This window comes from Mesorhizobium sp. WSM4809, from assembly GCF_055811655.1.
Map to the genome: position 1 here is coordinate 930,397 of NZ_JBVVQW010000001.1, position 23,060 is coordinate 953,456.

The following is a 23,060-nucleotide window of genomic DNA, read 5'->3' on the forward strand; positions in this document are numbered from 1 at the left end:
CCTGTCAGAGGATAAGTTAAGCCGGTTAACGCATGGCCCCGAAGACCGACACCGGTTTTCGGCAAGGACCATGCGTCGCCTTGGAGTGGCAGAGCGTCCTTTGCGCCTCCTGAATGACGTGCGGCGCTTTAGCTGGCTGACGGTGTGGAAGAGCGGGAATCATGAACGAACTAAAGCCGGTGCAGAACGAATTCGTTGATGTCGAGGTGGCTCGCCCGGAGGGCGGCAATCCGGACCGGTTTGTCAACCGCGAGTTTTCCTGGCTGCAGTTCAACCGGCGCGTCCTCGAGGAGTCGCTGAACCTCAATCATCCGCTGCTGGAGCGCGTCCGCTTCCTGTCGATCTCGGCCGCCAATCTCGACGAGTTCTTCATGGTCCGCGTTGCCGGTCTTGCCGGCCAGGTGCGAGAAGGCATCACGCTGAAGAGCCCTGACGGCCGCACCCCCGAACAGCAGCTCGAACAGCTGCTGCGTGAGGTCGAGCGACTGCAGGAAGATCAGCAGAAGAGCCTTTCGGCGCTCACCGTGCTGCTCAACAAGGAAGGCATCGAGAGCATCACCCGCGATGCGCTGACCAAGGACGAGAAAGTCTGGCTGGAAGACCATTTCCAGGAACAGGTTTTCCCGGTGCTCACCCCGCTGTCGATCGACCCGGCGCATCCGTTTCCGTTCATTCCAAATCTCGGCTTCTCGATGGCGCTGCAATTGCGCCATCGCAAGAACGGCGAGGAGATGAGCGCGCTGCTGCGCCTGCCGGTGGCGCTGAAGCGCTTCATCCGTCTGCCGGACCGCAAGCATCATGTCCGCTTCATCCCGCTGGAAGAGGCGGTCGGCCTCTATATCGGCAAGCTCTTCCCCGGCTACGAGGTCAAGGGCTCCGGCACGTTCCGTATCATTCGCGACAGCGATATCGAGGTCGAGGAGGAGTCCGAGGATTTGGTTCGCCTGTTCGAAACGGCGCTGAAGCGGCGGCGGCGCGGATCGGTGATCCGCATCGAATTCGACAGGCTGATGCCTGGCGAATTGCGCGACTTCGTCGCCGGCGAGCTTGGCGTGTCGTCCAGCCGCATCAGCGTCTTGACCGGTCCATTGGCGCTCAGCCAGATTTCCGAGATCGTCGCCGTCCCTCGCGACGACCTGAAATTCACGCCCTACAATCCGCGTTTTCCCGAGCGCATCCGCGAGCATGGTGGCGATTGCTTTGCCGCGATCCGCGAGAAGGACATCGTCGTCCATCACCCCTACGAATCGTTTGACGTCGTGGTGCAGTTCCTGCGCCAGGCGATGGCCGATCCGGAAGTGGTGGCGATCAAGCAGACGCTTTACCGCACCTCCAATGACAGCCCGATCGTGCGTGCGCTGGTCGACGCGGCCGAGGCCGGCAAGTCGGTCACTGCGCTGGTCGAGCTCAAGGCGCGTTTCGACGAAGAAGCCAACATTCGCTGGGCGCGCGACCTGGAGCGTGCCGGCGTCCAGGTGGTGTTCGGCTTTCTCGAGCTGAAAACCCATTCGAAAATGTCGCTGGTGGTGCGGCGCGAGGACGGCAAGCTGCGCAACTACGTCCACCTCGGCACCGGCAACTACCATCCGGTAACGGCGCGCATCTACACCGACCTGTCCTTCTTCACCACCGATCCGACGATTGCCCGCGATGTCGCCCAGCTGTTCAATTTCATCACCGGCTATGCCGAGCCGACAGACGAAATGCGGCTTGCGATCTCGCCGTTCACGCTGAGAAGCCGCATCCTGAAGCACATTGCCGACGAGATTGCCTACGCGGTGCAGGGGAAACCGGCGCGCATCTGGATGAAGATGAACGCACTCGTCGATCCGATTATCATCGACGCGCTCTACGATGCCAGCCGGGCCGGCGTCGAGGTCGACCTGGTCGTGCGCGGCATCTGCTGCCTGAGGCCGCAGGTTCCGGGCCTGTCGGAAAACATCCGCGTAAAATCGATCGTCGGCCGTTTTCTCGAGCACAGCCGCATCTATTGTTTCGGCAACGGTCACGGCCTGCCGTCGGACGAAGCGATCGTCTACATCTCCTCGGCCGATCTGATGCCGCGCAATCTCGACCGCCGCGTCGAGACCATGGTTCCGATCACCAATCCAACTGTGCATGAACAGATCCTTGGCCAGATCATGCTGGGCAACATCATGGACAATCAGCAAAGTTTCGACGTATTGGCTGATGGAACCTCCCGGCGCGTCGTGCTGGAGGAGGGCGAGGAACCGTTCAACGCGCAGGAATATTTCATGACCAATCCGAGCCTGTCGGGACGGGGTGACGCGCTGAAGTCGCATGCGCCCAAGCGCATTGCGCAGTTCAAGCGCCGCAAGAAGAACGCCGCAGCGTCCGGCTGATGCTGTCTGATTCCCAGGGCCGGCTGCAGGACCGCCGACCGCTGTCCATCATCGACATCGGATCGAACTCGATCCGCCTCGTCGTCTATGAGGGGCTGGCGCGCTCGCCGACCATGCTGTTCAACGAAAAGATGCTGGCCGGTCTCGGCCGGGGCATCGTTTCGACCGGCAAGCTCGACCCCGAGGCGGTGACGCGCTCGATGGAAGAGTTCCGCCGCTTTCGCGCGCTTTCCGACCAGGCCGGCGCCGAGCAGATGTATGTGCTGGCCACCGCCGCGGCCCGCGAGGCGGTCAACGGCCCTGATTTCATTCACCGCGCCGAGGAGGTGCTGAAGACCGAGATCCGTGTCATCAGCGGCCGTCAGGAAGCGTATTATTCGGCGCTCGGCGTCATTTCCGGCTTCCATCCGGCCGACGGGATCGCCGGCGATCTGGGCGGCGGCAGCCTCGAACTGGTCGACGTCGCCGGCGAAGCGATCGGCGACGGCATCACGCTGCCGCTGGGCGGCTTGCGCCTGCAGGACATGGCGAAGAACTCGCTGACCCAGGCGGCGAAGATCGCGCGTGACGAACTGGCAAAGGCCAAGCTGTTGAAAGGCGGGCAGGGCAGGCCTTTCTACGCCGTTGGCGGCACCTGGCGAAATCTCGCCCGGCTGCACATGGAAATGACCAACTATCCGCTTGGCGTCATGCACCATTACGAGATCTCGGCCGAAAGCGCGGCGAATTTCCTCAAGCAGGTGGCCAAAGCCGAGATCGAGAAGGTCAAGGGCATCGAAGGCGTTTCCAAGAACCGCCGTTCGCTGCTGCCCTATGGCGCCGTCGTGCTGCAGGAGATCATGGCGGCGATGCAGCCGTCGAAGATCATCGTCTCGGCGCTCGGCGTGCGTGAAGGCTTTCTCTATTCGCTGCTCGACGAGGCGGAGCAGAAGGCTGATCCGCTGATTTCAGCCTCGGAGGAGCTTGCACGCCTGCGCTCGCGCTCCGTCACCCATGCGCATGAACTTGTCGACTGGACCGCCAAAACCTTTGCCGCCTTCGGCATCGACGAGACCGAAGACGAGGCGCGCTACCGCCACGCGGCTGCATTGCTGGCCGATATCGGCTGGCGCGCGCACCCAGAATATCGCGGCAAGCAATCGCTCAACATCATTGCGCACGCCTCCTTCTTCGGCGTCGACCATCCCGGCCGTGCTTTCCTGGCCATGGCCAACGCCTATCGTCACGACGGCATCTTCAACGAAGCCATCGCCCCCGAGATCAAGGCGCTGGCGCCGCCGCGTTATCTGGAGCGGGCGCGTGTGCTCGCCGCGATGATGCGCGTCGTCTACCTGCTGACGGCGTCGATGCCCGGCATCATGCCCAGGCTGAAATGGGAACAGCGCGCCAACGGCGTGCTGGCGCTGGTCTTGCCGGCGTCGCTGGCCGATCTCTATGGCGAGCGGCCGGCCGGGCGCCTGGCGCAACTGGCAAGGATAACCAACCGCCGGCTGGTGCTGGCTGTTGAGGGTGGGCCCAGCATGTCGGTGAAATAGGCGCTGGCTGGTAGCAGACCGTGTCTTATCTGACTTAAGCGGAGACCTGCCCGGTCGTCTCAGCGTTGGCGGCATCGCGTTTGTAGACCGGCTTCCCCCAATCCGTCGCTGCTTCGCAGCGCCACCTTCCCCCCTCCGGAGGGAAAGGAAGGGAGCCTCGTGGAAAAGCGTTGGCGGCAACAGGCTCGCGCCCTTCCTCTACCCCGTCGATCACGGGAGAGGTGGCTCGGCGAAGCCGAGACGGAGCGGGGGTCGACCAGGTCCGGCGCGTGTAAGCAAAGATATCAAACCGCGCTGCGCCCGTCGACCGACCAGGCTCCCGCACCGGCCATCGCCAGCGCAACAGATCCGCCTGATATCGCAATGTCCTTCATCAGCATCTGCTGGTGCAGGAAGGCGAGCATCGCGTCGCCGCCGCCCTGGCCATAGTGGCCGATGAACCCGGCGGCAATGCAGAAGGCAGCGAGCAGCAGCGCCGCGATCCGGGTCTGGAAACCGACCAGGACGAGCAGCCCGGCGATCACTTCGAACAGTCCCGTGCCCCAGGCGGCAAGTGCAGGCAGCGGCAGGCCGAGGTTTACGAAATAGCCTGTGGTGCCGGCTATGTCGCTCAATGCATGGATACCGGAAGGCACGAACAGGGCGGCGAGCAGCAGCCGGGAGAGCAGGAGCAGCGCGTTGCGGGGCATGTTCACCTCCCTTATCGGCCGCCGGCCGGCTTCGTCCCGATAACCCGATCCTATCAGAAACTCCGGCCGACAGATCGGCGGGCATGTACCAACAACGAAAAAGCGGCGCGGAAAATTTCGCGCCGCTTTTTGTCGGCTATTGCCGGTTCTTGGCTCAGCCGCGCTTGGCGTCGATCGAATAGGCGCCGGCGCCCGAGGAAGCCAGCACGAGGAAGCCGCCCGCAATGGCGAGGTTCTTGAGAAACTGGATCATTTGCATCTGGTCGGCCCAACCGGTGTGGGCGACCAAGCCGGTAGCGACGGTGAAGATCGCCAGCACCCAGGCAACAATCCGGGTCTTGAAGCCGACGAGGATGGCGAGGCCGCCGAGAAGCTCGATCAGGCCGACGACAATGGCCGTTACGGTCGGCAAAGGCAGGCCGAGGGCACCGAAATAGCCGGCCGTGCCGGCGATGGCGGTCAGCTTGCCGAAGCCTGAAAGCAGGAAGATGACGGCAAGCAGGACGCGGCCGAGGAGGATGGTGGTCGAGGCGTTGGATGCGCCGGAACCGGCGACTGAAGGGTTGATGGACATGGTGGCTCTCCGGGATGGGTTGATACCGGGGAGATAGAGCAAGCCGACTGTTCACCAAAGCCACCAGACTGGCGACACATTGTTCACAGTGCTTACGTTTCCGTGATCGGGCGGCCTGCGAAAAATTTGCTTCGCGTCACGTCGCGACGGGAGTAAATTCTCCCGTCACGAAACACCCGGCTTTTGGTTGACGCAATTCCGGACCGAAAACCGCAAGACACTTTCCTGGAATTGACTACCCCGGATGCGTCATGTCCTCCGGCCGCACCAGCCGGTCGTAATCGGCTTCGCTGACCAGCCCGGTTGCAAGCGCTTCCTCGCGCAGCGTGGTGCCCTTCTTGTGCGCGGTCTTGGCGATCTTGGCGGCATTGTCGTAGCCGATGGTCGGCGCCAGTGCCGTCACCAGCATCAGCGATCGGTCGAGTGCCGCCTTGATGTTGTCTTCGCGGGCCTCGATGCCGACGACGCAATTGTCGGTGAAGGACACCGAGGCGTCGGAGAGCAACTGCACCGACTGCAGGAAGTTGTAGGCCATCAGCGGGTTGTAGACGTTGAGCTCGAAATGGCCCTGGCTGCCGGCGAAGGTGAGTGCCGCATTGTTGCCGAACACCTGCACGCAGACCTGCGTCAGCGCCTCGCATTGGGTCGGGTTGACCTTGCCCGGCATGATCGACGAGCCCGGTTCGTTTTCCGGCAGCGACAGCTCGCCGAGCCCCGAACGCGGGCCGGAACCGAGGAACCGGATGTCGTTGGCGATCTTGAACAGTGCGGCGGCCGCCGCATTGATGGCGCCGTGCGAAAACACCATGGAATCATGGGCCGCCAGCGCCTCGAACTTGTTCGGCGCGGTGACGAAGGCGATGCCGGTAATGCTGGCGATGCGATCCGCCACCCGTTCGGCGAAGCCGACCGGTGCGTTGAGGCCGGTGCCGACGGCGGTGCCGCCCTGCGCCAGTTCCTGCAGGCCGGGCAATGTCAGCTCGATGCGCTTGATCGACGAGGCGACCTGCGCCGCATAGCCCGAAAATTCCTGGCCAAGCGTTAGCGGGGTCGCGTCCTGTGTGTGTGTGCGGCCGATCTTGATGATGTGATTGAACTCTCTGCTCTTGGCGGCGAGCGCCTTGTGCAGGTGCTTCAGCGCCGGCAACAGATCGTGCACGATGCGTTCGGCGCAGGCGATGTGCATGGCCGTCGGATAGGTGTCGTTCGACGACTGGCTCATATTGACGTGATCGTTGGGATGCACCGGCTTCTTGGAGCCCATGACGCCGCCCAGCATCTCGATCGCCCGGTTGGAGATCACCTCGTTGGCGTTCATGTTGGACTGTGTGCCCGAGCCGGTCTGCCAGACCACCAGCGGGAAATGCTCGTCGAGCTTGCCGTCGATGACCTCTTGCGCCGCCGCGACAATCGTCTTGCCGATCGCAGGATCAAGCCGCTTGAGCTCCATGTTGGCCTCGGCCGCCGCCCGCTTGACGATGCCCAGCGCGCGCACGATCGAGGCCGGCTGCTTCTCCCAGCCGATCTTGAAATTGCCAAGGGAACGCTGCGCCTGCGCGCCCCAGTACCGGTCGGCGGCAACTTCGATGGGACCGAACGTGTCGGTTTCGGTTCTGGTATTTGCAGCGGTCACGGGTCTCTCCTTGTCGAAGTCGGCAACGGCGTATCGCGTTGCACAAACGGCTTCAAGCGGAGATTGCGGGCGGCAAGAACGCAAATCGGTTGAAGGACCGTTCTTTCCTCTCATCCACTCGAATGTCGTCCGGCCAGGGCTTCCGACAGATAGTCGCTGAAGGCGCGGGCCTTTTGCGACGGCCGCCGTCCGGCCGGAAAGACCACGAAAGAATCGATGGAATTAAGCGCATGATCGCCAAGCAACACGACGAGGCGGCCTGCCCGCAGTTCGTCGTCGCACATCCATTTCGAGCCTGAGGCAATGCCTAGTCCGGCCACGGCACAGGCGACAACGCCGGAACTGGACCCTGTCCAGACGCGGGTGTCGACGGTCACACTTTCCGCCCTGCCATCCTTGTGAAATGTCCAGACTCCCCGTTCGAGGTCGGCCGGGCCACCAAGGCATTGGTGTGTGGCGAGTTCGGCAACCGTTCGCGGCGTTCCGCGACGATTGAGGTAATCCGGAGAGGCGACTAGCAGGCGCTGGGTGGTCGCCAACCTGTGTGTGACGAAGCTCGAATCGGGTTGCCGACCGAGCCGCAGCGCCAGATCGGCACCTTCCGCAATGAGATCCTCATACCGGTCGGACATCATCAGCTCGACTTTCAGCGCAGGGTGGCGTTCTAGGAACGCTGGCAGTAGCGGAATGATCTCCCGCATGCCGTAAGCGATTGACAGGGCGACCCGCAGCACACCGGAAAGGCTATCTGCGCCCCGGGCGGCATTTTCCGCATCATCGATGCTTCCGATCGCCTCCCGCGCGCGGATCAGCAGCGCCTGCCCGGCATCGGTGGGGGTGATGCGACGGGTTGTGCGTAACAGAAGTTTCACGCCGAGGCGCTCTTCAAGCGCCGCGATCGCGCGCGACACCGACGGCTGTGACAGGCCAGACTCCCGGGCGGCCTTTGAAAAGCTGCCGGTTTCGATGGTTCTCACAAAAAGCGCGAGCTGCTGTAGCCTATCACTCATGCGTAAGACGTATATATGATATGGTTTCGGTCTCAATACCTCAGCTTTGGCGCATCAACTATCTCTCGTTCACCGCACCTGCACACCCTTCATACCTCGAGCAGCGGCAACAGGAGAAAGATCATGAATGAGCTCAATGGCAAGGTTGCCATCGTTACCGGCGCTTCCAAGGGCATCGGCGCAGCCATCGCCCGGCAATTTGGTGCCGCGGGCGCTGCTGTGGTGGTCAACTACGCCGGCAGCAAGGCCGATGCCGATCGCGTCGTGCAAGCCATTGTCCGGGATGGCGGCAAGGCCGTTTCCATCCAGGCGGACGTCGCCAAGTCGAGCGATGTCAAGCGTCTGTTCAAGCAGGCAAGCGATGCGTTCGGAACGCTCGACATTCTCGTCAACAATGCCGGTGTTTACCAGTTCGAACCGCTGGAAGCGGTGACCGAGGCCGAATTTCACCGCCAGTTCGATACCAATGTTTTAGGGACGATCTTGACCACGCAGGCAGCCGTCGGAAATTTCGGGGCCGCGGGCGGTAGCGTCATTAATTTGAGCACGATATCCAGCGTCAACCCGGTGCCGAATTCCGTCGTCTACTCCGCATCCAAGAGCGCGGTGGACGCCGTGACCAAGGCGCTCGCCAACGAACTTTCCGGCAGGAAGATCCGCGTCAACTCGATCGCCCCCGGCGCCACCGCCACGGAAGGCCTGACCGCGATGGGCGCTGTCGGAACCGAATATGAGAAGGTCCTCGTGGCAGGCATCCCCATGGGCCGGCTAGGCCAGCCAGATGACATTGCCCGGGTCGCACTGTTTCTTGCATCAGATCAGTCGTCATGGATGACTGGGGAGCGGATTACTGTCTCGGGTGGCCAGCGCTGATTAGTCATTCTCTGGGGCGGCGGACGGTTTATCGCCGCCCCTGGATGGATGTCGCGCCTGTGCCAATTCGCCTTCGGCAAGCCGGGTCTCGCTCAGAATCAGCCTAGCGGCGGACCGACACTATCGATGCCGTTTTCTGCACAGAGCTGTACCAGTGTGGCGATGATTTCCGGCGTTGGTTGCATCTGCGACGGCAGCTCCGGCTGTTCGGCGGGACGGCTAGCCTGACGCAGCATCGTCTCGAAATCCGAACCGCGTGATGGTGAGAGTGTGCACGCCTTCGCGCGACTCGACCCGGTAGCTGTGCGGTAGGCATTTCGGCGCAATGACGGCGCCTGGCGCGGCGCCCGGACGGATCACCCCGCCGTGTAGCCGCCGTCCACGGAAAAAATGCCGCCGCTGGTCCAGGCGGCCTCTTCGCTGGCCAGATAGACCGCGATGCCGGCCAGATCACCGGGGCGGCCGATTCTGCCGAGCGGATAGCTGCGCTCGACATAGGCCTTCAGTTCCGCCTTTGCCTCGGCCGGCAAATTGTCGACTGTCTTGCGCCGCATGGTGGTGTCGACCGTGCCGGGCGCGATGGCGTTGACGCGGATGCCGCGCGGGCCGAGTTCGAAGGCGAGCGACTTGGTCAGCGAGTTCAACGCGCCCTTCGACAGGGAATAGAGGCTCGACGGCCGCTTCGGGATCATCTTGTTGGCGAAATAGGACGAGATGTTGATCACCGATGCGCCGGCCGCCAGATGCGGCAGCAGGCCCTGTGTGAGGAAGAACACAGCAGTGACATTCAGCGCGAAGGATTGCTGGAACTGCGCCTCGCTGACGGTTTCGAACGGCACCAGGAAAGCCACTCCGGCATTGTTGACGAGGATATCGATAGGCGTGCCCGATTTTTTCACATGCTCGATGACGGCCGCAATGCCGGCCGATGTGGCAAGATCGGCCGACAGCGTCTCGATAGTGCCGCCGAGGCGCTCGCGGGCGGCGTCGAGCTTCTTGGTGTCGCGGCCGACGATCAGGACGTCCGCGCCCTCGCGCGAAAAGGCCTCGGCGATCGCCAGGCCGATACCGTCCGACCCGCCGGTGACCAGCGCGCGCTTGTTGTGAAGTCTCATGGGGCACTCCGAGATTTCGGCGTCGTCGAGAGCACCGTATAGTGGCGGCTGCGGTCAAGCCGTCGGCCTATCCTCAGGTATGAACTTCGACTGCTGCCGGCGCAGGCCAGCCGAGGCCGGTTACGCGCCGGTGGTCGCAAGCTCCCGCAGGGCCAGCCGACCCGCGACATAATTCTTGACCTGGCGGACGGCCTGTTCGCGCGAGACGCTGCCCGGCTGCAGGCCGAGCCGCAGCCAAAGCCCGTCGATCAAAGCAGTGACGCCAAGCGCGATGTCGTCGGCATCCGCCGGCGAGGCGAGGCCGTGCAGGCCCGACAACAGGTTCGAGCGCATGCGCGCATGGATCACCCGCTGGATACGGGCCATCTTCTCGTCGCGCGGCACCTCGGCGCAGAGCGACAGCCAGGCATGGCACAGAGGCGGCTGGAACAGATGCTCCTCGAAATTGCCCTCGATCACCGCGTCCATGCGCTCCATCGGCGTACGCGCCCGGCGAAGCCGCGCGATGACCGCCTGGCACAGGACGGCATTGGCTTCGCGCATCGCGTGCTCGAACAGTTCCTGCTTGTTGCGGAAATAGTGCAGCACGATGCCTTTGGAGGCACCTGCCTGGGCGGCCACTTTCTCCAGGGTCGCGCCGGCAATGCCTTCGCGCTCCAGAACCACGAAAGCCGCCTGCCGCAGCTCCTTGCGGCGTATCTCACTGAGACGCTTGAGTTTCACGGGATCGGTCCATGCATCGCGAATCCACGTTGACATTTTCGTCCGCTCAGATCAAGAATTGACCCATGGGACAATAAAAAGACCAATTGGTCAATTTAACGACAATGAGGAGAACCAAAATGTTGCGCATCCTTGCAAACGGCGTCTGTTTGACCGCCCTCATGTTGGTCTCTCATGCGGCTCAGGCGGCCGAGGGCCAAGAGTGCAGGACGGTCCGTATGGCCGAACCCGGCTGGAACGACCTTGCCTTCACCACAGGGGTCGCCAACGTCCTGTTGGAGGCGCTCGGCTATCAGCCGCAAAGCCAGGTGCTCGGCATCAACGTCATCTACGAGGGCATGAAGAACAGGGACCTCGACCTGTTCCTGGGCTACTGGGATCCGGCCATGGTCACCTATTACGAGCCCTACAAGCAGGACGGCTCTGTCGAGAATGTGCGCGTCAATCTCGTGGGCGCCAAATACACCTTCGCCGTCCCGACCTACGCCTGGGACGCCGGCGTCATGGACATTTCCGATCTGCACAAATTCGCCGACAAGTTCGGCAAGAAAATGTACGGTATCGAGCCCGGTTCAAACCAGTTGATGATGGACGCCATCGCCGATCCGGCCTTTGGCCTGGACGGCTGGCAGGTGGTCGAGTCCAGCGAAGCCGGCATGCTTTCCGAGGTCGGCTACGAGATCAAGGAAAAGCAGTTCATCGTCTTTCAGGGCTGGGCGCCGCATCCGATGAACACGATGTACGACTTCAAATATCTGACCGGCGGCGACAAGTTCTTCGGCCCGAATTTCGGTGCCGCAACGGTGACGACGCAGGTGCGCAAGGGCTATCTCGAGCAATGCCCGAACGTCGCGCAATTCCTCAGGAATCTCGTCTTCGACATCGATTTCGAAAATGTCGGCATGGGCTATCTGATCAATGACGGCATGAAGCCGGAGGACGGCGCGCTGAAGGCAATCACGGCCAACAAGAGCCGTCTCGATGACTGGCTCGCCGGCGTCACCACTTTTGACGGCCAACCCGGCCTTGCCGCGGTCAAGGAAAAGCTCGGCCTGTGAGGGCGGCGGTGCTTGATGCTTTGCCGGAACAGGACGCCTGGGCCGGCCGCAAGCAGTTCGTCACTGTCGGCGATCTCGACATCGCTTATGTCGAGATATCAGGCGCCGAGCCGGCACTGCTGTTGGTGCACGGCTTCACCGACACCAGCCGCAGTTTTTCGCTTCTGGCGCCATATCTGGCCGGCCGCCGTCTGATCATGCCGGATCTGCGCGGCCACGGCGCCTCGCAGGCTGGCAAGAACTGCGGCATCGCCGATCTTGCCGATGATATCGCCGGGCTGATCCGGAGTTTACAACTCGACCGACCGGTCGTCGTCGGCCATTCGCTGGGCGCCATGGTGGCTGTCGCCTTGGCTGGGCGACACAGCGAACTGATCAGCGGGCTGGTGGTCCTGGCCGGCACGTTGAAGCCCGATTTCGCGCCGGGTCATCCGCTGGTGGTGAGCGTTGAGGCCCTGCGCGACCCGATATCGCCGGCCGATCCGTTCTATGTCTGGTGGCATGCCTGTCGTCCCGACGTGCCCGCAGCCTTTCTCGCCGGCTTGGCGCAAGAGGCCTCGGCGATGCCGACCCCGCGCTGGCGCGCGATTCTCGAGGAAATCCGCCGCGCCGACCTGACCGATGCTGCACGAGCCGTGCAAGCCCGGACGCTGATCATCGCCGGCGCCAGCGACCCGCTGTTCGGCGAGGCGCACCAGCAGGCGTTGCAATCCGCCCTTGCCGGAGCCGTCTTCGTTCGGGCCGAGAGCTGTGGCCACAACCCGCATTGGGAAGACCCGGTCCTTGTCGCAAAGGCGATCATCGAGGCATTTGAAGTCTAACGCCCGACCAATGATTGCGATGTGGGCGACAGCCGCAAGGTCTCCGTTGGTCTGGTCAGGCCGAACTGCGCGGCCTGCCAAAAATCCCGCCATGCCGGAGAAGCGGCAAGCGCAGCCTGGTGGCGGGCATGCGCCTCGGTGCTGGCAAAACCCATGACGCTGATGAAGACGTTTTCATCAGCCCGTACCGGCAGGCGCGGAAAACTGTTTTCGGCATGCTCGGTAACGAAAGCGGCGAGCAGGCGTGCGTCGGCCGTCATCAGGCACGCGCTCTCAATCTCGAAGCGAGTGGCGAAATCTGCCTCCGTGCCGGGCTGCAAATGATGAATCTCGATGACAACGATGCCGGTCAGCGGTTTGTTTTGAATGGGCTTTTCGTCATCGGCCAGGCTTGGCCGCTGCTTGCCCGCGAGGTCGAAGCCGGCGGCGGGCCACGCCGGCTTCAGCAGCAGCACATCGTCGGAATCGATCATCGTTGCGTTGGCCGCATGGCTGTGCGCCGCCCAGACCGGCCCGCCATAAAAAGCGGCGAGAGCATTTTTCCGCGCATCCATGTCGTCGAAGCCGCGCATCCAGACGAACATGTCAGGCCGATCGAGGTCCCGGAACTGGCCGATGATGGTCATGCCGGCGTCCTCCTGGCCCTCGATCAGCCTGCCGTCGAAGATGCCAATGAGTGTGTCGCGCCGACCAGGCTTCAGCGTGTATTGCCGAAGCTCGACGACAGGCGAAGCGAGCGCTGAGGGTTTCGTCGCGACGTTCTGGGGCAGGTTCATCCGACATTCTCCAAAACAGGGTGATCGTCCTGTTTTGTGAAACAGACCGGTTGTCCTGTTTTGTCAACATGCTAAAGTTCGGCAATGTCAGCAGAGATGACCGTCCAGCCAAAACCGCGCCCGGGAAAACGCATCAACGACCCTGAAGGCATGCGCAAGAAAGTGCTCGATGTCGCCGAGGACGCGTTCCAGGCGCGCGGCTATCACGCCTCCAGCATCGGCGACCTGATGGCGGCGGCTGATGTCAGCGGCGGCGCGCTGCATCACCACTTCCCGACCAAGAAGGCGCTGGCGCTGGCTGTGATCGACGAGCGTGTGGCGGCAGCGGTCGAAGAGACATGGATCGCGCCGGTGCTGGCGGCGGCATCGGCGCGCGCGGGCGTGCGCGCCGTGTTCGAGGCCGTGGCGGCGGAACTGGAGCAGCAGGGTTTCGTGCGCGGCTGCCCGCTCAACAATCTGGCGCACGAACTGTCGCTTGCCGATCCCGATTTTCGCACTGCCCTTGCCGGGATTTTTGCCGGGTGGCGGCGCGCGATTGCCGACAAGCTGCGTGCCGACCAGCAGGCGGGCAAGGACGAGGGCACGGACCCCGAACGCTTCGCCGCGCTGACGGTCGCCGCCTATTCCGGGGCGATGTCGATGGCCAAGACGGCGCAGGATGCCGGTGTGCTACGGGATTGCCTGGCGGGGCTGGAGCGCAGCGCGCCGTCGCCGGGCGGCTTGGTTGCCAGGCGACGCAACAGGATACTGCCACGGCCGAGAACCCCTTGAATTTGCGTCGCTGCGTCCTTCAGGCGATGCCGGGCGAGATGGGGAACGCCGGGCTCGGGTTCAGCTATTCGGCCAGCGGTTTGATCGTCTCGTAGCCGTTGACGGATTCCGAACTGGTGCCTTCATCGTAGCGCCGCGCGAGCGCGGCTTGCAGATCGGGCGCATAGAGGGCGGTGAATGAATCCAGCGTCTCGCCGGCGCCGTTCTTGAAGGTCTCCTTGACCGCCAGGACATTGTATTTGCAGTCGCCCAGACGGAATGTTTCCTTGCCCTTGACGATCAGGCTCAGCGTCTTGGTGCCCTTCGGCGGCTTGTTCGGCGACAACTCGACGAACTCTATCGTGGCCTTTGCCCCCGCCTTCAGCGGGAACAGCTTTCGCAGATCGGAAAACGGAATCATGGCCTGGCGGCCGGTGTCGCTGTCGCGAAACACCTCGATCAGGCCGGCGAACAAATATTGGGTTTGGGGCGATTGCGATTCGTAGGTGTTGGCAACCGACATCATCCCGCCGGCCACGGGCCGAAATTCGCTGTGGATGCCGGGTCTCGCCAGAACGAAACCCTTCCTGGCGGACTTGGCATCGACGCAACCGGCGGCATGCGCGGTGCTCGCGCACAGCATCGCGGCCAGGATCATGCAGATAGGTGCGGCTTTCATCTTTCGTCCTCCTCCGCTTGCGCAAGCGAGACATGCCAGACCCGTGGCGTCATGTCGATGATGGCGCAGAGGCGCTGGACGACCGGCCGCTGTCCATGCTGAATCAGCGTATGATGAATCGCCATTCGACTGGATCGCTTTCCCGACGCAACTTCCTGGTACAGGCTGCGGGATTTGCCGCGGCCGGCGCCTTGCCGCGGCCGGCCTTCGGCCAGACCGGGCAACGCGTCCAGGCGATCGACGCCACCTTCCTGTTCATCGCCGATGTCCATGCCTGCCGCATGGCGAGCGGTTTGAGCCCCAACTGCCTGCAGGAAGGCAAGACCGACGCCGCGCTGCTGCGCAACGTGGCGGTGCTGAATGCGCTTGGCGACAAGGACTGGCCGGCCGAGATCAATGGCGTCGCCACCGGCCTGCGTTCGGCCGGCAGGATAGGCACGCCGCTCGGCCTCGTCGTCGGCGGCGACGTCACCGACGATGGCGGCGGCCAGATCACGCAGCCGAGCGAGGGCACCCAACTGCTCCAGTTCAGCCAGCGCTACAGTCAAGGCGTCGGTCCGGATCGCGTGCACATGCCGGTTTATATCGGGCTCGGCAACCATGATCTCGACCAGAACGGGCCGCCGCACCATGTCGACTGGTACCGGCGCGAACTGCGCGACTATGTCGAGGTCAACCATCGCGCCGGCGTGTTCTTCAAGCCGCCGGTGCCGGCCACCGACTATGATGTCGACACCGACTGCTACTCCTGGGACTGGGGCGGCCTGCATCTGATTCAGACGCATCGTTTCGCCGGCGATACCGGCCACGGCGCCGAGAGCAGCCTGCCATGGCTGAAGCAGGACCTGGCGACCTATGCGGCGGACGGCCGTCCGGTCGTCCTGTTCCAGCATTATGGCTGGGACACTTTTTCGGTGGAACGCTGGGATGCCGCCAAGAGCCACTTCGATGATGACGGCACCGGTGCGCCGCATTGGTGGAGCGAGGCCGACCGGCAAGCGTTGCTGGCGGCGCTGAAGGGCTACAATGTCGTCGGCATTTTCCACGGCCACCAGCACGAAACGCCGCTGATCTATCGCAGGGACGGGATCGACCTGTTCAAGCCGAAGGCTGCCTATATGGGCGGTTTCGCGCTGGCCAGGGTGACCAGCGACGGCATGGACGTGGTGCTGGGCGAGGCGACCGGCGATCATGGCGAGATTGCCTTCACCAATGCTTTCAGCAAGGGCTGGAGCACATGAAAAAGGCGGCCTTCGCGGCCGCCTTTCCCTCGATAAAGCGCGTTTCTCGATGTCGGATCAGAGCGCCTTCTTGACCTTGTCCTTGACGTCGCCATAGGCCTTCTGCACCTTGCCGGCGATCCGGTCGCCCGTGCCTTCGGCCTGGGTCTGCCTGTTGCCGGTCGCCTTGCCCGCGGCTTCCTTGACCGAGCCTTTGATCTGCTTGGCCACGCCCGCAACCTGATCCTTGTTCACCATTTTTACGCATCTCCTGGGGTGTGAATTCGGAGGAATTCATTTGCGGGTAGCCAACGAGCCGGCGCCGGTTAGGTTCCAGGCGTCGCCCGGACGGCAGATCAGGTCGCGCGGCCGCCGCCCGGGGCAAGGTCGGTGGGCTAGGCTGTGAACATGCGTTCGCAATGGGATTATCGAGGCCAGGCGTGCGGGGAGAAAAATGGCAGAATTTACGCTCTATATCGGCAACAAGTGTTTCTCCTCATGGTCGCTGCGGCCATGGCTGGCGATGAGGCATCTGGAGATCCCGTTCGAGGAAGGTTTCGTGCGGCTGCGCACGCCTGAAACCTTTGCCAATCTGGCGAGAGTGTCGCCGACAGGTCAGGTGCCGGTGCTGAATCACAATGGCAAGATCGTGTGGGAAACCCTTGCCATCCTTGAATATCTCGCCGACCTGTTTCCCGAAAAAAAGCTCTGGCCGGCCGATATCGACGCCCGTGCGCTGGCGCGTTCGGCTGCGACCGAGATGCATTCCGGCTTTCGCGAGGTTCGCTATGGCTGGCCGATGAATTTGCGTCGGCCCAAGGCCCACAAGCCGCTCGACGCCGAGGGCGAGGCGCAACGCGCCCGCATCGAGGCGCTGTGGTGCCAGTGCCGGGAAAAATACGGCAAGGGCGGCCCGTTCCTGTTCGGCCACTTCACCGCGGCCGATGCCATGTATGCGCCTGTCGTCACCCGTTTCGACACCTATGGCGGCACGCTGGCGCCGGATACGCGCGCCTATGTCGACGCCGTGCTGGCAACGCCGGCGATGCGCCACTGGTATGCTGAGGCGGCCAGGGAGACGTGGCCGGAACCCGGTCCGGACGAATAGGATCCAAACGAAAACGCCCCTCGCACCTTTTATCGTGCGGGGGGCGTCTTTGCCATCAACTGTTATTCGATTGCTCTCATGAACTGCCGATGACACCGAATAAATGCGCGTCTGCGCAGATGGTTCCTGGATGCCGGAAAACTTTTCTCAAGTTGGCGCAAGCGCGCTGTTTGGCGTCCGATCTGCCGTCATGCCAGGTGTTTTGGCCAGGTGGTTTGGGAGAATTCCGCAGCTGTGGCTTTATGCAAATTTGACAGCGCGTCAAAAGAAGCCTATAAGCAAATCGTCGATATTTGTTTGACTGACTTTTGTTATCCGCGCTTTCGAGCGCGCCTTTGACGAACTTCCCACATCAAAAATCGGGACAAACGACGTTGTGCATCCGCATGGCGTCGAACGAATATTTGCCATGGAAAGGGTTCGTCATGAGCACCGGCACAGTTAAATGGTTCAACGCCACCAAAGGTTTTGGTTTTATTCAGCCTGACGACGGCTCGGCCGACGTTTTTGTCCACATCTCGGCCGTAGAGCGCGCCGGCATGCGCGACATCGTCGAGGGCCAGAAGCTCGGCTACGAGATGGTCCGCGACAACAAGTCGGGCAAGATGTCCGCCGACCAGTTGAAGGCGGCCTGAAAAAAGAATTCAGCTCTCCCGGTGACCACGGATGTACTGGCACCGGTGAGTGGCGAATTCGGGCGCATGGCCGCGGAGACTTGAGTTTCCACGGCATGTCATGCGCATGAGAAGGGCGTTTCGTGCATCCCCGGTGCATCCTTTTTGGATGTCATCTGGTTGCGCGGCGCCTTTACGGAAGGTCAGGCGGTGCCTGGCCTTTTTCATTTTGCGGGCCTCGCCGCCGAAAGTGCGCTGCGCGCCAGCCTGGACGTGCTAAGGGACGCTCCAGCAATTTGAATTCGCCGCGCGTATTGCTTTGTGCGTGATCCTGACCGAAGACCCGGTCTCGCTCCATCGGCACAGGCTCCTGACAGGAGAAAGATTTGACCACCAGTTCAAAGACAACCGTCGATCAGGCCGTGTCCCTGTTCAGCAAGACGCAAACCCAGTCGATGTCGCTCAACCGCATCAATTCCGAGCGCGACGCCGTCAGCGAGGCACGTGAAGCCAAGACCGCGCGCCTGCGCGAATTGCGCCTGGAAAAGGAGGCCGACGAGATGGCCGCCGCCGCGGCGCTAGCCGCTTTGCCGAAGCGGGCCGGAAGACGCTGATGGCCACCAAACGCGTACCGCCAACACCGATCGCCGCCGACGCAACCATTGCCGATATGGTCGAAGGCCTCGACAAGCCGGTCGAATTCGTCAGGCGTGTGCTGGAAAAGCTCGAACGCTGCAAGCGTGCCCACGGTGATGCCCAGGTGCGCGTCGGCGTGCGTGGCCGCGCCGAATGTCCGAACTACCTGATCGAATATGTCCGCGAAGACGCCAAGACCCATGAGCGGGTGACTTATCAGGACGCCGCCTACAGCGGCAGCACGCATCGCGAGCTGGCGGCCCATCACATCGAGGCGGTGAAAAACTGGTCGCCCGAGGAAATGAACATCACGGCCGTTTCGGCGCTGATCGGCCGCCTGCGCAATCCGCGCGCCCCATCATCGCGCTTCGCCGACGAGGACTGACATGGCCATAAAATTCTCCTCCAAGGATCAGACGGCAGCCTCGGGTGCTGCGGCAAAACCGGCCAAGCCGGTTGCCGCGCCGAAAGCCGGCGACGCCACCGTGGCCGCGACCGATCTGTTCAAGTCGCCGGCGGATTCGCCGAAGGGCAAGACGGCTAAGAAGAAATAGCGCCTTGCCGCAAGACGCAGATCAAAACCCCGCCGCGCCGGGGCTGTCCGCCCTGGTGGCCGCCGCGAGCGTTTTGTCGTCGCAACACGGCACCTTCGATTGCCAAAGCTGCGGTGCCTGCTGTTCCTATTCGGCCGAGTGGCCGCGCTTTTCCACCGAGGATGACGCACAGCTCGACCGTATCCCGGAAAAATATGTCGCATCTGACCTGTCAGGCATGCGCTGCGAGGGCGTGCGCTGCTCGGCGCTGTCCGGCGAGATCGGCAAGTCGACCGCTTGCGGCATCTACGACGTCCGGCCGGACGTCTGTCGCGCCTGCATGCCCGGCGACGAGGAGTGTCTGATGGCACGCCAGGCGCTCGGCATGACGCTCACTAATCTCCCCCCTTGAGGGGGAGATGGCCGCGAAGCGGTCAGAGGGGGTCGCCCCACATAGAGCGCTGGCGTCCTCTCGTCGTAAGAGGCGCTGGCGCTTCATGCGAAGCGACCCCCTCTGTCGCCTTCGGCGACATCTCCCCCTCGAGGGGGGAGATTAAGCTCACCGCCGCTTGTGCGCCATTGTCCGTCCCGATACCTTCGGCGCCGGGCAGGGCAGCGGAGGATCTCATGAGCATCGAATTTCTGTTGACGTCCCTGATTGTCGTGGCTTCACCCGGCACCGGCGTTCTCTACACGCTGAGCGCCGGCCTCTCGCGCGGTGCGCGAGCCAGCGTCATCGCCGCCTTCGGCTGCACGCTCGGCATCATCCCGCACATGGCCGCTGCCATCACTGGCCTGGCGGCGCTGCTGCACACCAGTGCGCTCGCCTTCGAGACGCTGAAATATCTCGGCGTCGCCTACCTGCTCTACATGGCCTGGAACACACTCAAGGAAAATGGCGGCCTCAGCGTCGACCAGGATGTGACGCCGCGTTCGGCCGGCAAGGTGATTGCCACCGGCATCCTCGTCAACGTGCTCAATCCGAAACTCTCGATCTTCTTCTTCGCCTTCCTGCCGCAATTCGTCAGCACCACGGAGCCCAACGCGCTGTCGAAGATGCTGGAGCTGAGTTCCGTCTTCATGCTTTTGACCTTCGTGGTTTTCGTCGGCTACGGCATCTTCGCCGCCTCGATCCGCAGCCACGTCGTCTCGCGGCCAATGGTGTTGACCTGGATGCGCCGGACCTTCGCCGGCGCCTTCGTCATGCTCGGCGCAAAGCTGGCGCTGGCGGATCGGTAGCGCGGCGGGGAGCGGCTCAGTCTCGCTGATCCGCTCCCCTTGTTGCGCTATTCCGGGCGAAAAGCCGTTATGCGCTTTCGGGGAATTGCTCGGGCGCGCTAGCCCTTCACATAGCCCATCGCTTCGACGATCCGCCCGTCGGCCACGCGCATGAGGTTGACGCCGCGCAGCGAATTGCCGTCGGCCATGAAATAGCGCCAGCGGATCGTTGCCCGGTCGCCGGCAACGAAGGTTTCCTCGACATCGAAGCGCGTGCCGGCCTGGGTTGCTATCGCCGTCCAAAGCCCGACGCACGCCGCTTGACCGGCAAAACGAGCGCCGTCCGGCGCCGGCACGGTGTTCTCGATCACGCAATCCTCAGCCACCAGTTCGGCGAGTGCCGAGGGATCATGGCGTTGGAATACGTCGTTGTAGCGCCGCATGATCTCGGCCGTGTGCTGGGACAGATCGTACGCGGTTGCGTCCATGACAAGCTCCTGTGTCATCTTCTTTCTCCTGGCTTTATTGGCCTTTGGTGGCTTAAACGAGCGTTGCCTTGAGGGTGATCTGAGACACGCCGGCAAGGGCCCGCGAGACGAGGCAGCCCGCCTTGGCGGACTGTGCAAGGCGCTCGAATTCATCTGCGGCGAGTCCTGCGGCCTCCACCTCGGTTTCGAGTTCGATACGGGTGATCGTCGGCCCGGCAGCGGTTGCGCCGAGATGCACCTTGGCCATCGTGTGGATATTGCGGGCAACATGGCCGGCGCCGCCCAGTATGGCGCTCAGCGCCATCGAGAAGCAGCCTGCATGCGCTGCGGCGATCAGCTCTTCCGGGTTGGTGCCCGGACCGTTCTCGAAGCGCGACGGGAAGGAATAGGCGCCTTCGAAGACGCCGCTGCCGAGCCGCAGCCGGCCCGCCCCTTCCTTCAGCGTGCCTTGCCATTTGGCCGAGGCTTCACGAATTGTCATTGTCGTTCTCCCTTGGTTTGAGGACTTGATGGGTCAGGCGCCGTCGATGATCACCTTCCCGAAGACGTCGCCCTGCTGGAAATAGCGGTAGGCATCGCCGGCCTCGGTGAAGGCGAAGACCTTGTCGATGACGGGCCGCAGGCGATGCTGCGAGACGGCGCGCAGCATGGCTTCGAGATTGGTCCGGTTGCCGACGAACAGGCGGCTGATGGTGGCGAGGCTGCGCTGGTAGAGTGCCGCCGGCAGCTGGATCGATCCGCCTTTCGCATCCTGCGGCGTCAAGAGCACGATGTGCCCGTATAGCGTGCTGGCGATCAGCGACTGGGCGAAGGTCGCCGGGCCACCGGTCTCGACGATGAGATCGATGCCCCCGGTCTGGTCGCGGACGGCCGCGCCCCATTGCGGCATATCCGATGTCGGAACCACCAGGTCGGCGCCCAGCGCCCGCAGCCTGTCGGCTTTCTCGCCGCGCGAGGTGACGGCGGCGACACGGCAGCCGAGCAGCTTGGCGAACTGCAGTGCAAACAGCGAGACGCCGCCCGAGCCGACGACCAGAACCCATTGGCCGGGCTTCGGAATTCCGGCGCCCATCACCGCGTTCCAGGCGGTCAGGCCGGCGCAGGTCAGCGTCGCCGCCTCTTGCCAGTCGAGATGATCGGGCAGCCGCACCGCCCATTGTTCCTCGAGAACCGCGTATTCGGTCAGCATGCCGTCCAGCGTGCAGCCGAGCTGGTCGATGAGTCCGGCATGGATGCGGCCGTCGATCCACCGCGCGAAATAGCTGCCGGTCACGCGGTCGCCGATGGCAAAGCGGGTGACGGCATCGCCGATGGCGACCACTTCCCCGGCCCCGTCGCTCAGCGGAACGACGCCTTGGTGCGGCGGCAGCGGATAGGTGCCGTTGAGGATCATCGTATCGCGCCGGTTGAGCGAAGTGGCGCGGACGCGCACCGCGATCTCATGCGGTTTCGGCTCCGGCTGCGCCGCGTCGCGCATCACCAGGGATTCGGTCCCGGATCCTTCGAGGCGGTAGCTGCGCATGTCGTTCTCCTTGAGAAATATATAGACTGATCTACATATTATGTAGACCGATTGTCATATTCTGCGCAAGGCCTATAATGGTTCCTCCTAACAGAGGTTGACATGGCCAACGACACCCGCACCCGCATACTCGAGACGACTGGGCTGCTGCTCAGGCAGCGCGGCTATCACGGCACCTCGCTCAACGACATATTGAGCGCCAGCGGCGCGCCGCGGGGCTCGCTCTATTTTCATTTTCCCGGCGGCAAGGACCAGTTGGTCATCGAGGTGACGCGCGCCAGCGTTGCCGACGTGACGGAGAGGCTGGGCGAAGCGCTGGCTGCCGAAAAGGATCCGGCGGTGGCCGTCCATCATATCTACCAGTCGGTGGGGCGCATGCTGGAAGACAACCAGTTTTCGCTCGGCTGTCCGATCGCGCCTGTCGTGCTGGACTCGCCCACCGACGTGCCGGAACTGGCGGAGTTGTGCCGCTCCGCCTTCGAACAGTGGATAGGCCTGCTGCGGGACGCCTTCGTCAGGGCAGGGGTGCCCGAGCGCCGCGCGCATGCATTGGCGCTGCTGGTCGAATCGTCGCTGGAAGGGCTGATGGTGATCGCCCGCGCCACAAGCGACCGCGCCCCGGTACAGGCCGTGGCCGACGAGGTCGCGGCGCTGATCGAAGCCGCGGTGCTTGCCGGCGAGGTAAAGCAACGCGCGGATGCCGCCGTCTGAGAGACGGCCACAGCGACTGCTGCGCAAAAAAGGGCGGCATCTCTGCCGCCCTTTCCGTGTTCTGAAGACAGATTGAAGCGTGGATTAGAAATCCATGCCGCCCATGCCGCCCATACCGCCGCCCATGCCGCCGGGCATACCGCCGCCGCCAGCCGACTCCTTCTTCGGAGCCTCCGCGATCATGGCTTCGGTGGTGACGAGCAGGCCGGCGACCGAGGCCGCGTCCTGAAGAGCCGTACGGACAACCTTGACCGGATCGACGATACCCATGGCGATCATGTCGCCATATTCACCGGTCTGGGCGTTGTAGCCGAAGGTCGCGCCCTTGTTCTCAAGGATCTTGCCGGCAACGATCGATGCTTCCGCACCGGCGTTGGCCGCGATCTGGCGGGCCGGAGCCTGCAGCGCACG

28 protein-coding genes are annotated in these 23,060 nt (G+C 63.1%); 15 read left to right on the forward strand and 13 right to left on the reverse strand.

The features are described 5' to 3' along the window. The first annotated feature begins 161 nt into the window (after window positions 1-161). Both AC0L24_RS04290 and ppx read left to right on the forward strand, forming a co-directional pair. The gene (locus AC0L24_RS04290) at window positions 162-2,363 is read left to right on the forward strand and encodes an RNA degradosome polyphosphate kinase (protein ID WP_127381246.1); all 2,202 of its coding nucleotides are present in this window, start codon (window positions 162-164) and stop codon (window positions 2,361-2,363) included. After that, window positions 2,363-3,898, forward strand: coding sequence for an exopolyphosphatase (ppx, locus tag AC0L24_RS04295; RefSeq protein WP_127270757.1), 1,536 nt, complete (start codon window positions 2,363-2,365; stop codon window positions 3,896-3,898). Before AC0L24_RS04290 ends, ppx begins: the two co-directional genes overlap by 1 nt. A 284-nt stretch (window positions 3,899-4,182) precedes the next feature. On the opposite strand, the gene AC0L24_RS04300 is transcribed toward ppx, so the two are convergent. The 4 genes from AC0L24_RS04300 to AC0L24_RS04315 all read right to left on the reverse strand — a co-directional run bounded on the left by AC0L24_RS04300 (window position 4,183) and on the right by AC0L24_RS04315 (window position 7,804). Continuing rightward, complete coding sequence (locus AC0L24_RS04300) at window positions 4,183-4,587, reverse strand: DoxX family protein (protein WP_473563448.1); 405 nt, start codon at window positions 4,585-4,587, stop codon at window positions 4,183-4,185. A gap of 154 nt (window positions 4,588-4,741) precedes the next feature. Next, the gene (locus AC0L24_RS04305; RefSeq protein WP_473563449.1) at window positions 4,742-5,161 is read right to left on the reverse strand and encodes a DoxX family protein; all 420 of its coding nucleotides are present in this window, start codon (window positions 5,159-5,161) and stop codon (window positions 4,742-4,744) included. Between the two features lie 235 nt (window positions 5,162-5,396). Beyond that, window positions 5,397-6,794, reverse strand: a complete 1,398-nt coding sequence (gene fumC, locus AC0L24_RS04310; RefSeq protein ID WP_473563450.1) for a class II fumarate hydratase — start codon at window positions 6,792-6,794, stop codon at window positions 5,397-5,399. Window positions 6,795-6,904: 110 nt separating this feature from the next. Continuing rightward, window positions 6,905-7,804, reverse strand: coding sequence for a LysR family transcriptional regulator (locus AC0L24_RS04315; RefSeq protein ID WP_473563451.1), 900 nt, complete (start codon window positions 7,802-7,804; stop codon window positions 6,905-6,907). A 123-nt stretch (window positions 7,805-7,927) separates the two neighbouring features. Here AC0L24_RS04315 and AC0L24_RS04320 point away from each other — a divergent pair, with 123 nt between their 5' ends. After that, entirely contained in the window at window positions 7,928-8,677 is a 750-nt protein-coding gene (locus AC0L24_RS04320; RefSeq protein WP_473563475.1) for an SDR family NAD(P)-dependent oxidoreductase, read from the forward strand. 356 nt (window positions 8,678-9,033) lie between these two features. Here AC0L24_RS04320 and AC0L24_RS04325 read toward each other — a convergent pair whose 3' ends face one another. Further along, a complete protein-coding gene (locus AC0L24_RS04325) occupies window positions 9,034-9,792 on the reverse strand; it encodes an SDR family NAD(P)-dependent oxidoreductase (RefSeq protein WP_473563452.1) in 759 nt (252 codons plus the stop codon). A gap of 120 nt (window positions 9,793-9,912) precedes the next feature. After that, a complete protein-coding gene (gene betI / locus AC0L24_RS04330) occupies window positions 9,913-10,551 on the reverse strand; it encodes a choline-binding transcriptional repressor BetI (RefSeq protein ID WP_256745595.1) in 639 nt (212 codons plus the stop codon). 83 nt (window positions 10,552-10,634) lie between these two features. Between betI and choX the strand changes: the two genes are divergently transcribed. Both choX and AC0L24_RS04340 read left to right on the forward strand, forming a co-directional pair. Next, on the forward strand, window positions 10,635-11,573 hold the full coding sequence (gene choX / locus AC0L24_RS04335; protein WP_473563453.1) for a choline ABC transporter substrate-binding protein: 939 nt from the start codon (window positions 10,635-10,637) through the stop codon (window positions 11,571-11,573). Between the two features lie 8 nt (window positions 11,574-11,581). Then, window positions 11,582-12,394 carry an alpha/beta fold hydrolase gene (locus tag AC0L24_RS04340; protein ID WP_473563454.1) on the forward strand — a complete coding sequence of 271 codons (813 nt, stop codon included), beginning with the start codon at window positions 11,582-11,584 and terminating at the stop codon, window positions 12,392-12,394. On the opposite strand, the gene AC0L24_RS04345 is transcribed toward AC0L24_RS04340, so the two are convergent. Beyond that, window positions 12,391-13,170, reverse strand: coding sequence for an NIPSNAP family protein (locus AC0L24_RS04345; RefSeq protein ID WP_473563455.1), 780 nt, complete (start codon window positions 13,168-13,170; stop codon window positions 12,391-12,393). The two genes, AC0L24_RS04340 and AC0L24_RS04345, sit on opposite strands and share 4 nt — an antisense overlap. A gap of 96 nt (window positions 13,171-13,266) precedes the next feature. On the opposite strand from AC0L24_RS04345, the gene AC0L24_RS04350 reads away from it, so the two are divergent. After that, window positions 13,267-13,941 (forward strand): TetR/AcrR family transcriptional regulator, encoded by a 675-nt coding sequence (locus AC0L24_RS04350; RefSeq protein ID WP_473563476.1) that lies wholly within the window; start codon window positions 13,267-13,269, stop codon window positions 13,939-13,941. A 64-nt stretch (window positions 13,942-14,005) separates the two neighbouring features. Here the strand turns inward: AC0L24_RS04350 and AC0L24_RS04355 are convergent, their stop codons facing one another. Further along, window positions 14,006-14,599 carry a hypothetical protein gene (locus AC0L24_RS04355; protein ID WP_473563457.1) on the reverse strand — a complete coding sequence of 198 codons (594 nt, stop codon included), beginning with the start codon at window positions 14,597-14,599 and terminating at the stop codon, window positions 14,006-14,008. Between the two features lie 110 nt (window positions 14,600-14,709). Here AC0L24_RS04355 and AC0L24_RS04360 point away from each other — a divergent pair, with 110 nt between their 5' ends. Continuing rightward, window positions 14,710-15,840, forward strand: a complete 1,131-nt coding sequence (locus AC0L24_RS04360) for a metallophosphoesterase (protein WP_473563477.1) — start codon at window positions 14,710-14,712, stop codon at window positions 15,838-15,840. Between the two features lie 57 nt (window positions 15,841-15,897). Here the strand turns inward: AC0L24_RS04360 and AC0L24_RS04365 are convergent, their stop codons facing one another. After that, a complete protein-coding gene (locus AC0L24_RS04365; RefSeq protein ID WP_473563458.1) occupies window positions 15,898-16,077 on the reverse strand; it encodes a CsbD family protein in 180 nt (59 codons plus the stop codon). Between the two features lie 196 nt (window positions 16,078-16,273). Between AC0L24_RS04365 and AC0L24_RS04370 the strand changes: the two genes are divergently transcribed. The 7 genes from AC0L24_RS04370 (at window position 16,274) to AC0L24_RS04400 (ending at window position 19,949) form a co-directional block, all read left to right on the forward strand. Continuing rightward, window positions 16,274-16,927, forward strand: coding sequence for a glutathione S-transferase family protein (locus AC0L24_RS04370; protein ID WP_473563459.1), 654 nt, complete (start codon window positions 16,274-16,276; stop codon window positions 16,925-16,927). Window positions 16,928-17,352: 425 nt separating this feature from the next. Then, a complete protein-coding gene (locus AC0L24_RS04375; RefSeq protein WP_010915421.1) occupies window positions 17,353-17,562 on the forward strand; it encodes a cold-shock protein in 210 nt (69 codons plus the stop codon). Between the two features lie 365 nt (window positions 17,563-17,927). Next, a complete protein-coding gene (locus tag AC0L24_RS04380; RefSeq protein WP_013532399.1) occupies window positions 17,928-18,155 on the forward strand; it encodes a hypothetical protein in 228 nt (75 codons plus the stop codon). After that, on the forward strand, window positions 18,155-18,562 hold the full coding sequence (locus AC0L24_RS04385; RefSeq protein ID WP_013532398.1) for a hypothetical protein: 408 nt from the start codon (window positions 18,155-18,157) through the stop codon (window positions 18,560-18,562). The genes AC0L24_RS04380 and AC0L24_RS04385 overlap by 1 nt, the downstream gene beginning before the upstream one ends. A 1-nt stretch (window position 18,563) precedes the next feature. Then, window positions 18,564-18,731, forward strand: coding sequence for a hypothetical protein (locus AC0L24_RS04390; protein ID WP_473563460.1), 168 nt, complete (start codon window positions 18,564-18,566; stop codon window positions 18,729-18,731). A 55-nt stretch (window positions 18,732-18,786) separates the two neighbouring features. Continuing rightward, entirely contained in the window at window positions 18,787-19,122 is a 336-nt protein-coding gene (locus tag AC0L24_RS04395) for a YkgJ family cysteine cluster protein (RefSeq protein WP_473563478.1), read from the forward strand. A 215-nt stretch (window positions 19,123-19,337) separates the two neighbouring features. After that, window positions 19,338-19,949: a LysE family translocator gene (locus tag AC0L24_RS04400; protein ID WP_127270585.1), complete on the forward strand. Its 612-nt coding sequence runs from the start codon at window positions 19,338-19,340 to the stop codon at window positions 19,947-19,949. A 98-nt stretch (window positions 19,950-20,047) separates the two neighbouring features. Here AC0L24_RS04400 and AC0L24_RS04405 read toward each other — a convergent pair whose 3' ends face one another. Genes AC0L24_RS04405 through AC0L24_RS04415 form a run of 3 tightly spaced genes read right to left on the reverse strand, consistent with a single transcriptional unit; the run spans window position 20,048 to window position 21,938 of the window. Continuing rightward, window positions 20,048-20,434 (reverse strand): nuclear transport factor 2 family protein, encoded by a 387-nt coding sequence (locus tag AC0L24_RS04405; RefSeq protein ID WP_473563461.1) that lies wholly within the window; start codon window positions 20,432-20,434, stop codon window positions 20,048-20,050. A 34-nt stretch (window positions 20,435-20,468) separates the two neighbouring features. Then, window positions 20,469-20,897 carry an OsmC family protein gene (locus AC0L24_RS04410; protein WP_473563462.1) on the reverse strand — a complete coding sequence of 143 codons (429 nt, stop codon included), beginning with the start codon at window positions 20,895-20,897 and terminating at the stop codon, window positions 20,469-20,471. A gap of 33 nt (window positions 20,898-20,930) precedes the next feature. Next, window positions 20,931-21,938 (reverse strand): zinc-dependent alcohol dehydrogenase family protein, encoded by a 1,008-nt coding sequence (locus AC0L24_RS04415; RefSeq protein WP_473563463.1) that lies wholly within the window; start codon window positions 21,936-21,938, stop codon window positions 20,931-20,933. A gap of 102 nt (window positions 21,939-22,040) precedes the next feature. Between AC0L24_RS04415 and AC0L24_RS04420 the strand changes: the two genes are divergently transcribed. Beyond that, window positions 22,041-22,649, forward strand: coding sequence for a TetR/AcrR family transcriptional regulator (locus tag AC0L24_RS04420; protein ID WP_127411884.1), 609 nt, complete (start codon window positions 22,041-22,043; stop codon window positions 22,647-22,649). A gap of 84 nt (window positions 22,650-22,733) precedes the next feature. On the opposite strand, the gene AC0L24_RS04425 is transcribed toward AC0L24_RS04420, so the two are convergent. Further along, on the reverse strand, window positions 22,734-23,060 hold a 327-nt coding region (locus tag AC0L24_RS04425; protein ID WP_473563464.1), incomplete at its 5' end, for a TCP-1/cpn60 chaperonin family protein.